The 17803-nt window shown below is 75.6% G+C and carries 18 protein-coding genes and 2 pseudogenes; 7 read left to right on the top strand and 13 right to left on the bottom strand.

All coding sequences use genetic code 11. The annotated features are described in order from the left end of the window. Positions 1-34: 34 nt before the first annotated feature. The 6 genes and pseudogenes from ACFWDO_RS18645 to ACFWDO_RS18620 form a co-directional block, all read right to left on the bottom strand. Positions 35-1369, bottom strand: a complete 1335-nt coding sequence (locus ACFWDO_RS18645; RefSeq protein WP_380322368.1) for an RNA polymerase sigma factor — start codon at positions 1367-1369, stop codon at positions 35-37. After that, complete coding sequence (locus ACFWDO_RS18640) at positions 1366-1710, bottom strand: YciI family protein (RefSeq protein ID WP_380322419.1); 345 nt, start codon at positions 1708-1710, stop codon at positions 1366-1368. Before ACFWDO_RS18640 ends, ACFWDO_RS18645 begins: the two co-directional genes overlap by 4 nt. Further along, a complete protein-coding gene (locus ACFWDO_RS18635; RefSeq protein ID WP_380322371.1) occupies positions 1710-2087 on the bottom strand; it encodes a YciI family protein in 378 nt (125 codons plus the stop codon). Before ACFWDO_RS18635 ends, ACFWDO_RS18640 begins: the two co-directional genes overlap by 1 nt. A gap of 164 nt (positions 2088-2251) precedes the next feature. Next, the gene (ilvA, locus tag ACFWDO_RS18630) at positions 2252-3475 is read right to left on the bottom strand and encodes a threonine ammonia-lyase (RefSeq protein WP_380322374.1); all 1224 of its coding nucleotides are present in this window, start codon (positions 3473-3475) and stop codon (positions 2252-2254) included. Then, on the bottom strand, positions 3476-4732 hold the full coding sequence (locus ACFWDO_RS18625; RefSeq protein WP_380322377.1) for an AI-2E family transporter: 1257 nt from the start codon (positions 4730-4732) through the stop codon (positions 3476-3478). It lies immediately after the preceding gene. Positions 4733-4847: 115 nt separating this feature from the next. Further along, positions 4848-5461, bottom strand: a pseudogene (locus ACFWDO_RS18620) (YdeI family protein). Positions 5462-5567: 106 nt separating this feature from the next. Here ACFWDO_RS18620 and idi point away from each other — a divergent pair. Together idi and msrA are read left to right on the top strand one after the other, a co-directional pair. After that, positions 5568-6137 (top strand): isopentenyl-diphosphate Delta-isomerase, encoded by a 570-nt coding sequence (gene idi / locus ACFWDO_RS18615; RefSeq protein ID WP_380322380.1) that lies wholly within the window; start codon positions 5568-5570, stop codon positions 6135-6137. Positions 6138-6265: 128 nt separating this feature from the next. Further along, complete coding sequence (gene msrA / locus ACFWDO_RS18610; protein ID WP_380322383.1) at positions 6266-6940, top strand: peptide-methionine (S)-S-oxide reductase MsrA; 675 nt, start codon at positions 6266-6268, stop codon at positions 6938-6940. A 37-nt stretch (positions 6941-6977) separates the two neighbouring features. On the opposite strand, the gene ACFWDO_RS18605 is transcribed toward msrA, so the two are convergent. Together ACFWDO_RS18605 and ACFWDO_RS18600 are read right to left on the bottom strand one after the other, a co-directional pair. Further along, positions 6978-7625: a response regulator gene (locus ACFWDO_RS18605; protein ID WP_380347104.1), complete on the bottom strand. Its 648-nt coding sequence runs from the start codon at positions 7623-7625 to the stop codon at positions 6978-6980. Then, positions 7616-8776: a sensor histidine kinase gene (locus ACFWDO_RS18600; RefSeq protein ID WP_380322389.1), complete on the bottom strand. Its 1161-nt coding sequence runs from the start codon at positions 8774-8776 to the stop codon at positions 7616-7618. Before ACFWDO_RS18600 ends, ACFWDO_RS18605 begins: the two co-directional genes overlap by 10 nt. 131 nt (positions 8777-8907) lie before the next feature. On the opposite strand from ACFWDO_RS18600, the gene ACFWDO_RS18595 reads away from it, so the two are divergent. Next, entirely contained in the window at positions 8908-9621 is a 714-nt protein-coding gene (locus ACFWDO_RS18595; RefSeq protein WP_380322392.1) for a DedA family protein, read from the top strand. Positions 9622-9630: 9 nt separating this feature from the next. Here the strand turns inward: ACFWDO_RS18595 and ACFWDO_RS18590 are convergent, their stop codons facing one another. Together ACFWDO_RS18590 and ACFWDO_RS18585 are read right to left on the bottom strand one after the other, a co-directional pair. Then, positions 9631-9918, bottom strand: a complete 288-nt coding sequence (locus tag ACFWDO_RS18590) for a hypothetical protein (protein WP_380322395.1) — start codon at positions 9916-9918, stop codon at positions 9631-9633. Positions 9919-10063: 145 nt separating this feature from the next. Next, positions 10064-10339: pseudogene (locus tag ACFWDO_RS18585) on the bottom strand (aminoglycoside phosphotransferase family protein); the annotation flags it as partial. Positions 10340-10566: 227 nt separating this feature from the next. On the opposite strand from ACFWDO_RS18585, the gene ACFWDO_RS18580 reads away from it, so the two are divergent. Both ACFWDO_RS18580 and ACFWDO_RS18575 read left to right on the top strand, forming a co-directional pair. After that, on the top strand, positions 10567-11424 hold the full coding sequence (locus ACFWDO_RS18580; protein ID WP_380322398.1) for an aldo/keto reductase: 858 nt from the start codon (positions 10567-10569) through the stop codon (positions 11422-11424). Between the two features lie 45 nt (positions 11425-11469). Then, entirely contained in the window at positions 11470-13026 is a 1557-nt protein-coding gene (locus ACFWDO_RS18575) for an ATP-dependent DNA ligase (protein WP_380322401.1), read from the top strand. A gap of 25 nt (positions 13027-13051) precedes the next feature. Here the strand turns inward: ACFWDO_RS18575 and ACFWDO_RS18570 are convergent, their stop codons facing one another. Continuing rightward, positions 13052-13960, bottom strand: a complete 909-nt coding sequence (locus tag ACFWDO_RS18570) for a hypothetical protein (RefSeq protein WP_380322404.1) — start codon at positions 13958-13960, stop codon at positions 13052-13054. A gap of 139 nt (positions 13961-14099) precedes the next feature. Continuing rightward, positions 14100-15023, bottom strand: a complete 924-nt coding sequence (locus ACFWDO_RS18565; protein WP_380322407.1) for a LysR family substrate-binding domain-containing protein — start codon at positions 15021-15023, stop codon at positions 14100-14102. Positions 15024-15077: 54 nt separating this feature from the next. Between ACFWDO_RS18565 and ACFWDO_RS18560 the strand changes: the two genes are divergently transcribed. Beyond that, positions 15078-15494 carry a DUF5997 family protein gene (locus ACFWDO_RS18560; RefSeq protein WP_380322410.1) on the top strand — a complete coding sequence of 139 codons (417 nt, stop codon included), beginning with the start codon at positions 15078-15080 and terminating at the stop codon, positions 15492-15494. A 19-nt stretch (positions 15495-15513) separates the two neighbouring features. Here ACFWDO_RS18560 and ACFWDO_RS18555 read toward each other — a convergent pair whose 3' ends face one another. Beyond that, positions 15514-16278 (bottom strand): glucose 1-dehydrogenase, encoded by a 765-nt coding sequence (locus tag ACFWDO_RS18555; protein ID WP_380322413.1) that lies wholly within the window; start codon positions 16276-16278, stop codon positions 15514-15516. 162 nt (positions 16279-16440) lie between these two features. On the opposite strand from ACFWDO_RS18555, the gene ACFWDO_RS18550 reads away from it, so the two are divergent. Continuing rightward, positions 16441-17709, top strand: a complete 1269-nt coding sequence (locus ACFWDO_RS18550; protein WP_380322416.1) for a class I SAM-dependent methyltransferase — start codon at positions 16441-16443, stop codon at positions 17707-17709. Positions 17710-17803: the final 94 nt, after the last annotated feature.

The following is a 17803-nucleotide window of genomic DNA, read 5'->3' as shown; positions in this document are numbered from 1 at the left end:
GGCCAAACGCCCGCTCACAACGATCCGGGCGGGGTCAGACGCCGCCGAGGGCGGCGAGTCGGCCGCGGAGCAGGCGGCGGTCGCCCTCCCGGTCGACCTGGTCGAGGGCGCGGCGCAGCTCGCGCACCGCCTCCGCCGGCCGGCCGGCACGGACCAGCAGGTCGGCGCGGAGCGCGGGCCGCAGGTGGTACCCCTCGAGCTCGGGGGCGTCGTCCAGCTCGGCCAGCGCCGCCAGCGCGGCCTCCGGGCCGCGGACCTGGGCCACCGCGACGACGCGGTTCAGCGCGACGACGGGCGTCGGGACCATGCCCAGCAGCACGTCGTAGAGGGCGAGCACCTCGCCCCAGTCCGTCTCCCCCGCCGACTGGGCCCGGCAGTGCAGCGCCGCGACGGCGGCCTGCACCTGGTACGGCCCGGGGCGGCCCGCCGCCAGGGCGTCGTCGAGCACGGCGAGCCCCTCGTCGATCTCGTCGCGGCGCCACCGGGAGCGGTCCTGCTCCGCGAGGGTGCGCGCGACGCCGTCGCGCCCGGTGCGCGCGTCGCGGCGCGCGTGCTGCAGCAGGAGGAGGGCGAGCAGGCCGCGGGCCTCGGGCTCGTCCGGCAGGAGGCGGGCGGCGAGCCGCGCCAGGCGCACCGCGTCGCCCGCGAGCGCCCGCCGCTCCGCGCAGCCCTCGACCTCCTCCGCGGGCTCGGCCCAGGCGTCGTAGCCCTCGGTGAACAGCACGTACAGGACGGCGAGCACCGCGGACGTGCGCTCGGCGAGCTGGCCGGGCGGCGGCACCCGGAACGCGATCCCCGTGGCGCGGATGCGGCGCTTGGTGCGCACCAGCCGCTGCGACATCGTCGCCTCGGGGACGAGGAACGCGCGCGCCACCTGCGCCGTCGTCATGCCGGTCAGCGAGCGCAGCGTGAGGGCCACGCGCCCCTCGGCGGGCAGCGCCGGGTGGCAGCAGGTGAAAAGCAGCCGCAGCAGGTCGCCGTCGGGGTCGTCGACGTCCCAGCCCTCGTCGTCCAGGCCGCGCTCGACCTCGTCGTGCACGGCGTCCTGGGCGCTCCCGTCGGCCGCCCCGACGGCCGTGCCGGACGTCGCGACGCGGCGCTCCTCCAGGCGCGCCGCCGCCGCCGTCCTGTCCCGCTCGACCCCGCGACGGCGCAGCACGTCCAGCGCGTGCCGCCGCGCCGTCGTCGTGAGCCACGCGCCGGGCCGGTCCGGCACGCCGTCGCGCGACCAGGTCCGCAGCGCCGTCGCGAACGCCTCCTGCGCGGACTCCTCCGCGAGGTCGAGGTCGCCGGTGGCGCGCGCCACCGCGCCGAGGACGCGCCCCCACTCGCTGCGGAACGCGTCCTCGACGGCGGCGGGCGTGCTCACGCGGGCTCGACGCCGTCGGTCGGCCAGAACGGGTGCACCTCGACGGTGCCGCCGCCCCACGACCCCGGGTGCTCGGCGGCGATCGCGAGCGCCGCGTCGAGGTCGGGCGCCTCGATGATGTCGAACCCGCCGATGACGTCCTTCGTCTCGGTGAACGGCCCGTCCGTCACCAGGGGCCGGCCGTCGGACACCCGCACGCGCCGCACGTCGGCGGCGGGGCGCAGCCGCTCCCCCAGGACGCGGGAGCCGTCGGCGTCGTGCCGGCGCACCCAGTCCTCGATGGCGTCGTCCGGGCCGCGGTCCGGCACGTCGGGCTCGATCACCAGCATGAGGTACCGCATCACGCGCCCCCGTCCGTCGCGCCACCGACCTCGAGGTCGAGCGGCCAGAACGGCCGCAGCTCGATGGCGCCGCCGTGGGCCACCGGGTGCTCGGAGGCGATGGCGATCGCCGTGTCCAGGTCGGGGGCGTCGATGACGTCGAAGCCGCCGATCGCCTCCTTGGTCTCCGAGAACGGGCCGTCGGTGACCAGCGTGCGGCCGCCGCGCACCCGCACCCCGACCGCGTCGGCGGGCGGGCGCAGCCGGTCGCCGAGCACGGCCACGCCGCTCCCGTAGTACTTCTCCACCCACCCCTCGATGGGCGGGGCGCCCGCCTCGTCCTCGGGACGCAGCTCCGTGTCCTCGGGCGTGGACAGCACCAGCATCAGATAGCGCACGACGGTCTCCTCGGGTCGGTCCTCATCCGGCACGGCCCCGTCGGCCGTGTCATGAGGACGACGAACGAGGGACCCCCGGACCGACACCTTTCCCGAAAGTCGGTGCCGGCGCCCTCCGCCGCGCCGCCCGGACAGGCCCGCCCGGACACAGCAGGGGCCCGCGGTCAGGCGACCGCGAACCCTGCGGCGCGCAGCCGCTCGACGACCGCCTCGCAGTGCTCGTGCCCCTTGGTCTCGAGCTGCACGTTCACGAGCACCTGCGACACGGTGAGCGACGTGTCGGTGCGGGTGTGCTCCACCTGCCCGATGCTGGCGCCCGCGGCGGCGATGACGTCCAGCAGGCCCGCGAGGGAGCCCGGCTTGTCGTCGATGCACACGCGCAGCTGCAGGTACCGGCCGGCGGCCACGAGGCCGTGCTGGATGACGCGCAGCAGCAGCAGCGGGTCGATGTTGCCGCCGGTGAGGACGGGAACGATCGTGCCGGGCAGGGAGCCCGGCTCGGCGGCGAGGACGGCCGCGACGCCCGCGGCGCCGGACGGCTCGACGATCAGCTTGCCCCGCTCGGCCACGAGCAGCAGCGCGCGCGACATCTCCTCCTCGGAGACGGTCCGCACCTCGACGCCCAGGCGCGCCAGCACCTCGAAGGGCACGTCGCCGGGGGTGCCGATGGCGATGCCGTCCGCCATCGTCGCCCCGAGGGACAGCGGGACCGGCCGGCCGGCGGCGAGCGACTCCGGGTAGGCGGCGGCCGTCTCGGCCTGCACGCCCACGACCTTCACGTGCGGGGCGGCCTCCGCGAGCACGGTCGCGATGCCGGCCACGAGCCCGCCGCCGCCGAGCGGCACGACGACCGTGCCGACGTCGGGCACCTGCTCGAGGATCTCGAGGGCCACCGTGCCCTGCCCGGTCACGACGTCCAGGTGGTCGAACGGGTGGATGAGGGTGCGGCCGGACCGCGCCGCCTCGGCGCGGGCGGCGACGAGCGCCTCGTCGACGCTCTCCCCCACCTGGCGCACCTCGGCGCCGTACCCGCGGGTGGCGGCGAGCTTGGGCACCGACGCGTCCACGGGCATGTAGACGATGGCGTGGATGCCGAGCATCTGGGCCGCGAGCGCCACGCCCTGGGCGTGGTTGCCGGCGCTGGCCGCGACGACGCCGCGCGCCTTCTCCTCGTCCGACATCCGGCTCAGGCGCGTGTACGCGCCGCGGATCTTGAAGGAACCGGCGCGCTGCAGGTTCTCGCACTTGAGGACGACGGGCGCGCCCGCGACCTCGGTCATCGCGCGGAACGCCTGCACCGGGGTGCGGGTGATGACGCCGTCGAGCAGCGCCGCGGCGGTGCGGACGTCGTCGAGGGTCACACGGTCGATCGGGGGGTGCTGTGCCACTTACCTGTTCTCTCCTGCCGGGCCCGCGTCGGGCGAGGCAGGGCCGTCGGGCAGGTCGCTGGTGCCGTCCGACGCGCCGCCCGCGGCCGCCGCGTCCTGCGACGACCCCCGTCCCGACCAGAGCAGGGTACCGGGCAGCTGAGGCCGCCTGCGCAGCAGCGGCACGTGGTCCTCGTGGCCCAGCTCGGGGAACTTGTCGTGCCCGTGCAGATACAGCAGGACCGTGTTGAGCACGGCCGCGAGCGGGACGGCGAACAGGGCGCCGACGATGCCGGCGGCGAGGCTCCCGGCCGCCACCACGAGCACCACGGCCACCGGGTGCAGCGACACCGCGTGGCCCATGAGGAACGGCTGCAGGATGTGGCTCTCGGCCTGCTGCACCAGCAGCACGATGCCGAGCATGACGAGCGCCGCGACCCACCCGTTGGCGACCAGCACGACGGCGGTGGCGATGGCGCCCGTGACGATCGCGCCGATGATCGGCACGAACGAGCCGATGAAGACCAGGATGCCGATCGGCAGCGCGAGCGCCGGGACGAAGAACGCCGAGCCGATGCCGATGCCGACCGCGTCGACGAACGCCACCAGGATCTGGGTGCGCACGTACGCCGACAGGGTGACCAGGCCCCGGCGACCCGCCTGGTGCACGGGCTCGCGGGCCCGCACGGGCAGCAGGTTGACCAGCCAGGTCCAGATGGTGCGTCCGTCGAGCAGGAAGAAGATCGTGCAGAACAGGGCGATCAGCGCGCCCACCAGGACGTGCCCGACCGTGGTCGCGGCGCCGAGCGCCCCGGAGACGAGGCCCGAGCTCTCGACGATCGAGCTCTGCAGCTGCTGCCCGTACTTCGACAGCTGCTCCGCGTCGAGCTGCAGCGGGCCCTCCGCGAGCCACTTCGTGAACTGCTCGAAGCCGGCGACCGCCTGGTCCGCCAGGTCCTGGAACCCCCCGACGATCGACGTCCCCGCCAGCGTGATCAGCGCACCGACCAGCACGATCAGCCCCACGATGGACACCGCGGTCGCGATCCCCTTGCCCAGCCCCCACCGCTGGAGGGCGCGGCGCACCGGCGCGAGCAGGATCGTCACGAGCAGGGCGATGGCGACCGGCACGACGATCGTCTTCAGCGCGGCCAGCAGCCACAGGAAGGCGGCCACCGCCGCGGCGATCAGGAGGAGGCGCCACGACCAGGAGGCCGCGGCACGGATGCTCTGCGGGACGGCGTCCGCGCCGGAGGGGGAGGTACGTTCCGAGCTCACGCGGAAACCCTAGGTGGCATGCGGGAAGGTCGCGCGAGGGCACGTCCGGGCGTCCGCCGTCGTGACCCCGATCTTCACCCCGCGTCCACACGTCGTGCGCCCCGGGGGCCCGGCGTCAGGCGCCCGGACGGCGCTTCTGCGGGTAGACCGACTCGCCGCGCTCGAGCATCGCGACGTACTTCGCGACGTTGCGCTCGCGCGCCTCCGCCGTCTTGAGGGCTCCCAGGCGGTGCAGGATCGCGTACCGGCTCTCGACGTGAGCACCTCGAACATCGCCGCCGCAGCGGGGCTGGCCGCGATCGCCGCGGCGAGGTCCTCGGGCACCTCGGCACGGGCGGAGCCGTGGTACGCGGCCTCCCAGCGCCCGTCGGCCCGGGCCGCGTCGATCTCCGCCTGGCCCCGCGGGCGCATCCGCCCCTCGTCGGTGAGGCGCGCGACGATCTCCTGGTTGCGCACCGACCACCGGCTGCGCGGGCGCCGCGGGCAGAACCGCTGCAGCATCGTGTCGGCGCCCAGGCTGCGCATCTGCGCGTCGATCCAGCCGCTGCACAGCGCCTCCTCCAGCGCGGTCGCGTGGGTGAGCGTCGTGGGCGCCGGGCGGCCCTTCTTCGCGAGCACCAGCCACGCGCCGTCGGGGCACGAGTCCTCGTGCTCGTCCAGCCACGCCCGCCACGCCGCGGGGTCGGGCAGCACGAGCTGTTCGGGCAGGTCAGGTCGGGGGTCAGCCATGCCGGGACGGTAGCGCCCCGCCCACCGTCGGGCGCGGGGAACACCCGTAGGCTGGGTCCGTCGTGACCGCACCGACGACCCGCGCCGCACGTCCCAGGGAGACGCCATGACGACGACCGGTTCCGCCGCACCGACCGACGACCTGGTCGTGCTCACCGACGACGAGGGCCGCCCCGTGGGCACGGCGCCGCGCGCGAGCGTCCACTCCTCCGCGACGCCGCTGCACCTGGCGTTCTCCTGCTACGTCGTCGACGACGGGGGCCGCGTGCTGGTCACCCGGCGGGCGCTGTCGAAGCGGACCTGGCCCGGGGTGTGGACCAACTCCTTCTGCGGCCACCCGCGGCCCGGGGAGGACCCGGCCGCCGCGGTGCGCCGGTACGCCCGGCACGAGCTCGGCCTGACGATCGCCGAGCCGCGGGCGGTGCTGCCCGACTTCCGCTACCGCGCGACGGACGCCGCCGGGGTCGTGGAGAACGAGATCTGCCCCGTCTTCGCGACCCGCACGGCCGACGTCCCCGCGCCGCACCCGGACGAGGTGATGGACCTGCGCTGGGTCGACGCGCAGGACCTGGTGCTCGCCGTGCGGTCGGCGCCCTGGGCGTTCAGCCCGTGGATGGCGCTCCAGCTGGAGCAGCTCGACCTGCCGGCCCTCGTCGCCGCCACCCCCGCGGCGTGACCACGGCCGCACCGGGGAACACCTGTCCCCGCGGCGTCGTTGCGCCTACCGGGACGCGAGCGTCCCACGGCCCCGGGGGGACCCCGGGATCGGAATGAAGGGCTATGCAGGTCCATGGAGGTAACGCGATGAACTCGATCTTCGACCAGCTGCTCGGCCGCTCCGGCAAGACCACGATGGTGGCGCCGGAGGACGCCCTGCCCGGGCGCGAGTCGCCCGTGCTGCCCGCCGCCCGCCCGCACACGGTGCTCGGCACCTCGATCGTGGGACCGTGGCCCGAGGGCACGCGCGTGCTGTACCTGGCGATGGGCTGTTTCTGGGGCGCCGAGGAGATCTACTGGCAGGTGCCCGGAGTGGTGAGCACGGCCGTCGGGTACATGGGCGGCACGACGCCGAACCCGACGTACGAGGAGGTGTGCACGGCGCGCACCGGGCACACCGAGACGACGCTCGTGGCCTACGACCCCGCGAAGGTCTCCGAGGCCGAGCTGCTCAAGATCTTCTGGGAGCGGCACGACCCGACGCAGGGGTACCGGCAGGGCAACGACGTCGGCACCCAGTACCGCTCGGCGGTCTACTGGACCACGCCGGAGCAGGAGCAGGCGGTGCGCGAGACGGCGGAACGGTACTCCGCGGTGCTCGCGGCGAAGGGCTACGACCCGATCACCACCGAGCTGCGACCGGCCGTCGAGGCCGGCCCGTTCTACTACGCGGAGGACTACCACCAGGAGTACCTCGACAAGAACCCGAACGGCTACCGCTGCCACGCGACGACGGGCGTGCCCTACCCCGACGCCGCGTGACCCCCTCCGGCCGGAGGCGCACCCCGCCTCCGGCCGGTCAGTCCTGCAGGTACTGCAGCACCGCGAGCACACGGCGGCTGTAGCCGTCGGAGGCGTCGAGCCCGAGCTTGGTAAAGATGGCGTTGCCGTGCTTCTCGACCGCCGAGAGCGACAGGTGCAGCGCGGACGCGATCCCGGCGTTCGTGCGGCCCTCCGCCATGAGGCCGAGCACGTCCCGCTCGCGCGGGGTCAGCCGCGCGAGCGGGTCCGCCCGCCTCGAGTCGGCGAACAGTTGGAGCACCACCTCGGGGTCGACGACGAAGTCCCCGCGGGCCACCCGGTGCAGCGCGTCCAACAGCTCCGCGACCCGCATGACGCGGTCCTTGAGCAGGTACCCGACCCCCGCTCCCCCACCGGTCACCAGCTCGCGCGCAGAGCCGCTCTCCACGTACTGCGACAGCACGAGCACCGCCACCCCGGGCCAGCGGCGCCGGATCTCGAGGGCGGCCCGGATGCCCTCGTCGGTGTGCGTGGGCGGCATGCGCACGTCCACCACGACGACGTCCGGGGGCGTGCGCGCGCCCAGCAGCGCGAGGAGCTCCGCGGCGTCGCCGACGGCGGCGTCCACCGTGATGCCCTCGTCGGTCAGCAGCGCCCGAAGCCCCTCGCGCAGCAGCGCCGAGTCCTCCGCGATCGTCACGCGCACGGCAGCACCGCCCGCACCACCGTCGGCCCGCCGGCCGGGCTGCGCACGTCGAGGACGCCGCCCAGCGAGCCAGCGCGCGCGGCGAGCCCCGCCAGACCGCGGCCTCCGCCCAGCCCGGCGCCGCCCACGCCGTCGTCCTCGACCGTCACGACCACCGCGCCGTCGGACGGCTCGACGGCCACGTCCACGCGAGACGCCCGTGCGTGCTTCCCCACGTTGGTGAGCGCCTCGGCGACGACGTAGTACACGCACGCCTCGACGGGCGGCGGAACCCGACCCGGCACGCGGTAGTCCAGGGTCGCCGGCGGCACGGACCGCGTGGCCAGGCGCCCGAGCGCCGGGCGCAGGCCCTGGGTGTCGAGAGCCGTGGGGTGCACGCTCCACGCCACGTCGCGCACCGCCGTCAGCAGGCGCTCGGTCTCGTCGGCGGCCTGCGCGAGCAGGGCGTCGCGCGCGGCGTCGTCGGTGGCCCGGCGACTGCGGTCGACGAGCATCCCCAGCGCGACCACGTGCTGCTGCGCGCCGTCGTGCAGGTCACGCTCCACCCGGCGGCGCTCCGCCTCGACCGCCGCGACGATCCCGGCGCGAGACGCGACCAGGGACTCGATGCGGGACACCAGCTCGGCGGGGTCCTCGTGGCCGAGGTAGCGCGCGGCGGCGGCACGCTCGAGCGCCGCGGTGCCGACCAGCCCCATCACCGCGAGGTAGAGCAGCAGCACCCCGGGTACCGCCGCCGACAGGATGGTGATCCCGGTCGTGGGCTCGCCCTCGTCGTTGGTCACCGCCGGCACGCGCAGGCCGAACGCCCACGACCCGACCATCAGCACCGCGGCCAGCACCCCGTACGCGAGCAGCAGGAGGACGCCCAAGCCGGTGAGGCCGACGACGAGGCGCACCGCCAGGTATCGCGCGCGCCGGTCGGTCGCCGTGGGGGCGCCGGCGGGGCGGCCAAGCCACCGCTCGAGCCGCCGGGTGTGCACCGCCACCGCCGCCGCGAGCACGCGGTCACGCCGCGCCCGGGCGCCCGGGACGACCCGGCCCGCGAACGACCAGGCGCCGGCCGCGGCCAGGGCAGCGGCGTCGAGCGGGACGAGGCACGCCCCGAGCACGACCCCGTACGTCACGCTGAAGACGGAGCTGCGGATGGCCACGCGGCAACCCTAGCCACGGGTCGCGGGCGCCGTACTGCGGTGAACCGCACCCCTGACCTGCGGTTCCCCGCCCCGAACCGTGCGCGAAGCCGCGCCGTGGCGGCAGCGGTGGCGTTCGTAGCGTCGACGGCATGAGCACAGCACTCCTCGCGACGGCCACCACGGCAGCCCCCCTCACGACGACCACGACGGCGGACGCCCCCGGGATCGTCTCCCGCCTCACCGACTGGGCGGTGGGCCTCATGGAGTCGCTCGGCGCACCGGGCGCGGGCCTCGCCGTCGCCCTCGAGAACCTCTTCCCGCCCATCCCCAGCGAGGTGATCCTGCCGCTCGCCGGGTTCACCGCGAGCCAGGGCACGCTCGGGCTGCTCCCCGTGGTCCTGTGGACCACCGCCGGGTCCGTCGTCGGCGCGCTCGCCCTCTACCTCGTCGGCGCGGCGATCGGCCGGGACCGGCTGCGGCGCGTCGTCGACCGCATGCCCCTGGTCCGCGTCGAGGACCTCGACACCGCCGAGGTCTGGTTCGCCCGGCACGGCGCGCGCGCCGTCCTGATCGGCCGGCTGATTCCCATCGTGCGGAGCCTGATCTCGGTCCCCGCCGGCGTCGAGCGGATGCGGCTGGGCCGGTTCGTGACGCTCACGGCGGTCGGCAGCCTCGTCTGGAACGCCGTCCTCGTGCTGGTCGGGTACCTGCTTGGCGAGCAGTGGCACGCCGTGGAGGGCGTCATGGGCCGCTACCAGTCGGTCGTGATCGTGCTGGCCGGCGTCGCGCTCGCCTGGTACGTCGCGCACGCGGTCGTCACCCGGCGCGCCGTGGCCGGCCGTCGGCACGCGCGCTCGCGGTGACCAGCGGGCTCAGGCGAACCCGTCGAGCAGGCGGCGGCAGCGCACCGGGTCCTCGGTGAGCCCGCGCGCCAGGCCCCACAGCAGGTACGACGTCGCGCGCAGCACCACCCAGGCGCGCGCCCGGTCGCGCGGGACGTCGGCGACGCGCACGAACCGGTCGAACGCCGCGACGACCGCAGCCTCGGTGGGCAGCTCGTCGAGGCGCGTCCACAGCACACGGCCGAGGTCGGCCTCCGGTTCCCCGCGCCACATCACGGGGTCGACGACGAGCCACGGCGCATGTGTGCCGGCCAGCACCTGCTCGTGGTGCAGGTCGCCGTCGACGGCGAAGGTCGACGCCGGCGCGCTCGGCGGCCAGCGCGGTCGCGACGTCGAGCTGCCGCGCCGGGAGCGGCTCGCCCAGCGCCGCCCACTCGCGCGGGAACGACGCCGTCATCCCCGCGGCGATCCCCGCCGTCGACGGCGCGTCGCCGGGGGCGGGCACGGCGAGCGTCCGGGTGAGCCCCGCGAGCACCTCGAGCGCGGCGTCCAGGGGCTCGCCCGCCAGCGACCGGCCGCCGTCGAGCCGCTCCAGGAGCGTGGCGCCCTCGTCCTCGTCGGCGTCGACCAGCAGCACCGTGCCGCGGCCGGCCCACACCCGCAGCGCGCGCACCTCCGCCCCGACGTCGTCCCCGGGCGGCGTCAGCCGCGGGGCCAGCGGCTCGCCGCCGCGGGCCACCGGCACGACCAGCGCGTTCGAGCCGTGCGCCGGCTCGCCGTCGACCGCGAGGCCCCAGGCCGCGCACCGCGCGGCCACCCGCGAGGGCAGGTCGTCGAGCCAACCGCACCGGCGTCGTCGTGCCGCCAGCGCGGCATCGCGCGGAACGAGGGCGGCACCGTGATCACGGCGCCACCCTAGGGCGGCGGCTGGACGACCGGCGGCGCAGCGGGTGTGGAATGGGAGGCATGAGCGAGCACCCCACCCCGCCCGAGGTCCCCACCCGTGCGGCCGCCGACGGCACCGCCGTCCCCGCGGTCGGCTTCGGCACCTACAAGCTCAAGGGCTCGGCCGGCGCCGACACGATCGCCCGCGCGATCGACGCGGGCTACCGCCTGATCGACTCCGCGTTCAGCTACGAGAACGAGGGCACGGTCGGCCGCGCCGTCCGCGCGTCGTCCGTGGCCCGCGAGGACCTGCTGATCACCTCGAAGCTCCCCGGCCGCCGGCACGCCTACGACGACGCCGTCGCCACGGTCGAGGAGTCGGTCTACCGCAGCGGGCTCGACCACCTCGACCTGTACCTCGTCCACTGGCCCAACCCGCGCATCGGGAAGTACGTCGAGGCGTTCCAGGCGCTCGTCGACTGTCGCGAACGCGGCCTGGTCCGGCACGTCGGGGTGTCGAACTTCCTGCCCGAGCACCTCGACGCCGTCATCGAGGCCACCGGCGTGACCCCCGTGGTGAACCAGGTCGAGCTGCACCCGTACTTCCCGCAGGCCGCCCAGCGGGCCGCCGACGCCGCGCGCGGCGTCGTCACCGAGGCGTGGAGCCCGATCGGCCGGGCCAGCGCGTTGCTGTCCGACCCGGTGATCGCCGAGGTGGCCGCCGCGCACGGCGACTCCCCCGCCCGCGCCATCCTGCGCTGGCACGTGCAGCTCGGTGTCGTGCCGATCCCCAAGGCGTCGAGCCCGGCGCGCCAGGCCGACAACCTCGACCTGTTCTCCTTCGAGCTCACGGCGGACGAGATGGACCGCATCACCGGCCTCGGCCGCCCCGACGGGCGCACCAACGACCAGGACCCGGCGGTCTACGAGGAGCTCTGAGGCACGCACCGCGACACCGTCGGGGGCGGGTGCGACGATCGTCGGGTGCTGCTCGCCGAGCTGGTCGCCACGCACGCCGCCGTCGCCGCGACACGCTCGCGGCTGCGCAAGCGCGAGCTGCTCGCGGACGCGCTGCGCGCCGCCGAGCCGGGCGACGAGGTCGAGGTCGTGGCGGCGTTCCTCTCCGGCCGCCCCCGGCAGCGCCGCACGGGCCTGGGCTGGCGCACGCTGGGCAGCCTGCCCTCCCCCGCCGCCGAGCCGTCCCTGAGCCCCGCCGACGTCGACGCCGCCCTCGGCCGGCTCGAGCGGCTCGCGGGCGCCGGCTCGCAGGCCGCGCGCCGGGCCGCGGTCGACGACCTGTTCGGCCGCGCCACCGAGGCCGAGCAGGACTTCGTGCGGCGCCTCGTGCTGGGCGAGCTGCGACAGGGCGCGCTCGACTCGCTGCTGCTCGACGCGATCGCCGCCGCCGCCGACGTGCCCCTGCCGACGGTGCGCCGCGCCGCCATGTTCAGCGCCCTCACCGGGCCGATCGCCCGGGCCGCGCTCGACGGCGGCGCCCCCGCCCTGGAGGCGTTCCGCCTCGAACCCGGCCGCCCCGTGCGGCCCATGCTCGCGGCGTCCGCGCCCGACGTCGCGGCCGCGCTCGAGAAGTTCGACGGCGCCACCGTCGCCGCCGACACCAAGCTCGACGGCATCCGCGTGCAGGTGCACCGCCGCGGCGACGAGGTCGTCGTGTTCACGCGGTCGCTCGACGACGTCACCGAGCGCCTGCCCGAGGTCGTGGCCGTGGCGCGGTCGCTCGACGTGGAGACCGTGGTGCTGGACGGCGAGGCCCTTGCCCTCGACGACGCGGGCCGGCCGCGCCCGTTCCAGGAGACCGCGGCCCGCACCGGCAGCCACGACGCCGAAGCGGGCAGCGCCGCCGTGCCGCTCAGCGTGCGGTTCTTCGACGTGCTGCACCACGACGGCACCGACCTCATCGACGCGCCCGCCGCCGAACGGCTCGACGTGCTCGACCGCGTGCTCCCGCCCGAGGTCGTGGTGCCGCGCCTGGTCTCCGCCGACGTCGGCGAGGTGGAGCGCTTCTTCGCCGACACCGTCGCCGCCGGCCAGGAGGGCCTCGTCCTCAAGGACCTCGCCGCCCCGTACGCGGCCGGTCGCCGCGGCGCCGGGTGGGTCAAGGTGAAGCCGCGGCACACCCTCGACCTCGTCGTCCTCGCCGTCGAGTGGGGCTCCGGACGCCGCCAGGGCCGACTCTCCAACATCCACCTCGGCGCCCGCGACCCCGGCACCGGCGGCTTCGTCATGCTCGGAAAGACGTTCAAGGGCATGACCGACCAGATGCTCACCTGGCAGACCGAGCGGTTCACCGAGCTCGCGACCTCGCCGGCCGACGGGTCGGAGTACGTCGTGCACGTGCGCCCCGAGCAGGTGGTGGAGATCGCGTTCGACGGCGTGCAGCGCTCCAGCCGTTACCCCGGCGGCATGGCCCTCCGGTTCGCCCGCGTCGTGCGCTACCGGGACGACAAGACCGCCGCCGAGGCGGACACGGTGGACACCGTGCGCGCCCTGGCGGCGGTCGTCGGGAAAGCAGCCGGCTGAGCCGGCGGTCGTCAGCGGTCGAGCGTCAGCTCGCGCGGCGCTGGCGGACCCAGATCATCGCGCCCACACCCGCGCCGAGCAGCGCGACGGCGGCCATCGCCATCCCGAGCACCTGCGCGCCCGTGACCGGCAGCGACTCCGGCGCCGCGGTGGCCTCCGCCTGCTCCTGCGGCGCGCCGACGACCTCGTCACCGGTCGCGGCGGCGTCGTCGACGACGGTGCCCTCGTCCTCGTAGTCCGCGCCGCCCATGCCCGGGGTCGAGCCGTCGGTCGGCGCGGTGGGCAGGGTGGACGGCGTGTCCGACGGCGTCGGCTCGGCCGGCGGGGTGGTCTCCTCATCCGTCGGCGGCGTCGGCTCGGCCGGCGGAGTCGTCTCCTCATCCGTCGGCGGCGTCGTCTCCTCGGCCGGCGGGGTGGTCTCCTCGGCGGGCGGGGTCGTCTCCTCGTCGGTCGGCGGGGTGGTCTCGGTGGGCGTCGTCACGTCCACGTACGCCACGGCATAGTGGCTGATCCCGCGGCAGATGCTCTTGCCGCCGCCGTTGACCGTCGGGTAGGCGATGGTGAGCGTCGCGACCGGCTCATCGAGCGTGACGATCTTGGGGCCCTCGCCCTGCTTGGCCGACGCCGACTTGATGCAGTACGCCGAGATGAGCTTGCCCTCGGGGGCGACGATCTCGAGGGTCTCGGGGTCACCCGAGGTGTTCGTCTTCTTCACGTCCATGTCCGGGCACGTGTCGTCGTCCCACGACCGCGTGTTCTCCGGCCAGCTGTAGGTGGTGCCCTCCCAGGTCGCCGAACCACCGTCCCACTCCGACCCGGTGCGGGAGTCGCCCGGCCCCTCCCACGGCACCCGCTCTCCGGCGACGGCGGGCCCGGCGGCGGCCAGCGAGGCGAGCAGGAGGAGCGAGGCTCCGAGGACGGCGGGTGTGCGCACGAAAACTCCAGGGGCAGGCGGGATCGACCGCGACGGCAGGAAACGCGGCCTCCGGCCGCGCCGGAATGCTAGCGAGTCCGAAGTGCCCGGGGAAGGGTGAAATTTCCGGACGAGTCGCCCGGGTGCGACATACCCGTCGTCAGCGCTTCCCGCGGCCTCCGCGCGGGCGGCCGCGACCCGGCTTCCCGCCGCCCCGCGGCCGCCGTGCACCGGGCTGACCGCCCCCGCGCGAGTCGCCCCGGCCGCCGTCGCGCCGCCCGGCTCCACGCCGTGCGTCCGCGCCGTCGCGGGCGGGCTCGGCCGCCTCCGCGCGCTCGCGCCCGGCCCTCCCCCGCGAGCTGTTCACGGTGCGGCCGCGCACGATGCCGATCATCTCCTCGACGAGCTCACGCTCGTCGTCGGACAGCCCGTCGACCAGCCACGCCAGGCCCACGGGCGCGCCGGGGCCGCCGTCGAGCACCCGGTACGTGACGTCCTTGCGGCGGTGCAGGCGCGCCAGCGACATCGGCACGACGGTGACGCCGACGCCGCTGGCCACCAGCGCGATCACGTCCGCCGCAGTGGCGGGACGCTCCGGCTCGACGGTGTCGCCCGCGCCGTCGTCGTAGGGCGCGGGCCTGTGGCCGGGAGCGTCGGCGTCGCCCGGGTAGAGGACGTCGTCGGCGGCCAGCCACACGACGTCGTCGGCGAGGTCGTCCGCCGTCACGGCCTCCTCGTCGGTGGTCGCGGCGAGCAGGTGGTCGCGGGACACGACGACGACCGGCAGCTCCGTGTACAGGGGGATCGCGTGCAGCACGCCGCCGTCCACCGGCAGGCGCAGGACGGCCGCGTCGACGCGCCGCTCGGCCAGCGCGGCGGGAGCGTCGGCGGCAGTGACCTGCACCAGCTCCAGGCGGACGTCGGGGAGGCGGTCGCGCCAGGTGCCGGCCCAGCGGCCGGGGGTCGCACCCGGCACGTACCCGAGGCGGAAGGTGGGCCGCCCGTCGTCGGGCATCTCCTCGATGGCGTCGTCGGTGGCGTCGTCGAAGGCGTCGTCGAGGTCCTCGCCCGGCTGGTCGGTCACGGGTCCAGGCTACGTGGGCGTGCCGTAACGTCCGCCGCGACTACGCTGGACCCCATGGCCGGAACCCCCTTCTCCCAGCAGGTCCTCAAGCCGACGAACGCGGCGAAGAAGCTCGGGGTGTACCTGCCCGCCACGCCGCCCGAGTTCCAGGAGCACGGCATCACGCGCGCCGAGCTCGAGGAGCTCGAGAAGAACCCGCCGGCCTGGCTCGACGAGCTGCGCCGCCAGGGCCCGCACCCGCGACCCGTCGTCGCCGGCCGCCTCGGCGTCTCCATCGCCGGCCTCGCGCGCGGCGGCGTCACCGAGCCGCTGACCACCGAGCAGATCGACGAGCTGCGGCAGGACCCGCCCGCCTGGCTCGTCGCCGAGCGCGAGACCGCGGCCAAGGTGCGCGAGGAGGAGGACCGCGTCGCGGCCGAGGCCGCGAAGAAGGCCGAGAAGGCCGCGCGCGCGGAGCGCCGCTCCCGCTGACCCCCTCCCCGCGTCCGGGTCACTGACCCATGACGTACTTCACCGTGGGGCCGGCGGTCCAGCCGCCGTCGACGGCGAGCTCCGCGCCCGTCATGTACGACGCGGCGTCGGAGAGCAGGAAGACGACCGCCGACGCGATCTCCGGCGCCTCGCCCACGCGACCCATCGGCGTGTTGGGGTAGTTGCCCTCGCCCTGCTGGATGCCCACCTCGGCGGTCATCGGCGTGTACGTCATGCCCGGGTGCACGGAGTTGACGCGGATCTTCTCGGTGCCGAGCTCGACGGCGGCCACCTTCGTCAGGCCGCGCACGCCCCACTTCGACGCGCCGTAGCCGGCGGTCAGCGCCAGGCCCATGAGGCCCGCGGCGGACGAGATGTTGACGATCGACCCCTGGCCGCGCTCGCGCATGGCGGGCACCACGGCCTGCATGCCGAGGAAGACGCCGGTGAGGTTGATCTCGAGCACCCGGCGGAAGTGGTCGGCCGGCTCGTCCATGATCGGCGCGCCAGTGGAGACGCCCGCGTTGTTCACCAGGCCGTCCACGCCGCCGAACCGCTCGACGGCGGCGCGCACGACGTCGGCCCACCCCTCGGCCGAGGTGACGTCGTGGCGCACGAACAGCGCCCGGTCGCCGAGCTCCGCGGCCGTCGCGCGCCCCTCGTCCTCGAGCACGTCCGTGATGACGGCGTTGCCGCCGGCCGCGACGACCTGGCGCGCCGCCTCGGCCCCGAGGCCCCGCGCACCACCGGTGATGACGACGGTGCGTCCGTCCAGCTGTCCCATGACTCCTCCTGCACTCCTGTCGGCCCACCGCGCCCGACGGGCGCCGTCGCAGACCCTCTTCCTGACAGGATACGCCTGAGTGGCACAACGTGCCGTTGTGAGCCTGGGCACCCCGCACCGCTCCGGCGGCGCCACGACGCGCGCGTCGGGGAGACTGGGCACGTGCACACCCCCGACCCCTCCGCCCCGGACGAGCCCACGACCGACGACGCCACCGCGCGCCTCGCGACCGTCCTCGCGTCCCTCACCCCGTGGCCCGACGACGGCTCCCGCGCCGACGGCCCCGTCGCCGTCGACGCCACCGACCGTCTGCTGCTCGACGAGGCCGCGCCGCTGCTGGCGGCGGCCGGGCCGGGCGACGTCGTCGTCCTCGGCGACCGGTTCGGCGCGCTCACGCTCGGCGCCCTGACCCTCGGCCCGGACGCGGTGCGCACGTCCACGGACTCCGTCACGGCCGAGGCCGCGCTGCAGCACCACGTGCGCGAGCCGCTCATGTCGGCCGTCCGGGGCGACCGGGACGAGGTCGGCATCACGACCTTCGACCACCTGGAGGCCGGCCTCCTCGACGGCGCCCGCGTGGTGCTGCTGCAGCTCCCGCCGTCGCTCGGGGAGCTCACCGAGATCGCGGAGGCGATCGCCCGGCACGCCGCGGACGACGTCACCGTCCTCGCGGGCGGCCGTGTCAAGCACATGACCCGCTCGATGAACGAGGTGCTGGCCGCGTCGTTCGGCGACGTCCGCGCCAGCCTGGCGCGCCAGAAGTCCCGGGTGCTCGTGGCGTCGGGCGTGCGGCCCGAGGCGCGCGACGCCGCGCCCAGCTTCCCGGTCCGCGCCGTCCTGCGCGACGCCGAGCTGCTCGCGGCCACCTCCGCCGAGGGTGCGGCACCCGACGGGATCACCGTCGCCGCGCACGGCGGCACGTTCGCCGGACCGTCGCTCGACCTGGGCAGCCGCTTCCTGCTCACGACGGCCGAGAAGTGGCCCGCCGCCGACCGCGTGCACGACGCCCTCGACCTGGGCAGCGGCACCGGCCTCCTCGCCACCGTCCTCGCGCTCCGCTACCCCGAGGCGCGGGTGGTCGCGACCGACCGCTCCGCCGCGGCGGTCGCCTCGACGCGGGCCACGACGTCGGCCAACGGCGTGGGCGAGCGCGTCGCCGTCCTGCGCGGCGACGCGGGCGAGGACCTCGAGCCCGCGAGCCTCGACCTGATCCTGCTCAACCCGCCGTTCCACGACCGCGCGGCCGTACGGACCGACGCCGCGCACCGCATGTTCCGCGCGGCGGGGCGGGCGCTGCGCCAGGGCGGGGAGCTGTGGTGCGTCTTCAACACGGCGCTGCGCTACCGCGACGCGCTCACCCGCGCCGTCGGGCCCACCGTGCACATCGCGCAGAACCCGAAGTTCACCGTCACGCGATCGCGCCGCCGCTGAACCTGCCCACCCCTCCCCCGAACGCCGAAAACGCCGCGTGGGCACGGTAATTAGACCCACAACCCTCAACACCCAAAGAGAAATAAAAAAAAAA

Source organism: Isoptericola sp. NPDC060185, assembly GCF_042728595.1.
Classification (GTDB): domain Bacteria; phylum Actinomycetota; class Actinomycetes; order Actinomycetales; family Cellulomonadaceae; genus Isoptericola.
The sequence above is the reverse complement of the archived record's forward strand: the minus strand, read 5'-3'. Positions and strand labels throughout refer to the sequence as shown.

Bases quoted from the DNA above. Each gene is read 5' to 3' on its own strand.
- ACFWDO_RS18640 (WP_380322419.1), bottom strand. From the start codon at position 1,710: ATGCGGTACCTCATGCTGGTGATCGAGCCCGACGTGCCGGACCGCGGC.
- idi (WP_380322380.1), top strand. From the start codon at position 5,568: ATGACGACGACCGGTTCCGCCGCACCGACCGACGACCTGGTCGTGCTC.
- msrA (WP_380322383.1), top strand. From the start codon at position 6,266: ATGAACTCGATCTTCGACCAGCTGCTCGGCCGCTCCGGCAAGACCACG.
- ACFWDO_RS18595 (WP_380322392.1), top strand. From the start codon at position 8,908: ATGAGCACAGCACTCCTCGCGACGGCCACCACGGCAGCCCCCCTCACG.
- ACFWDO_RS18580 (WP_380322398.1), top strand. From the start codon at position 10,567: ATGAGCGAGCACCCCACCCCGCCCGAGGTCCCCACCCGTGCGGCCGCC.
- ACFWDO_RS18560 (WP_380322410.1), top strand. From the start codon at position 15,078: ATGGCCGGAACCCCCTTCTCCCAGCAGGTCCTCAAGCCGACGAACGCG.
- ACFWDO_RS18555 (WP_380322413.1), bottom strand. From the start codon at position 16,278: ATGGGACAGCTGGACGGACGCACCGTCGTCATCACCGGTGGTGCGCGG.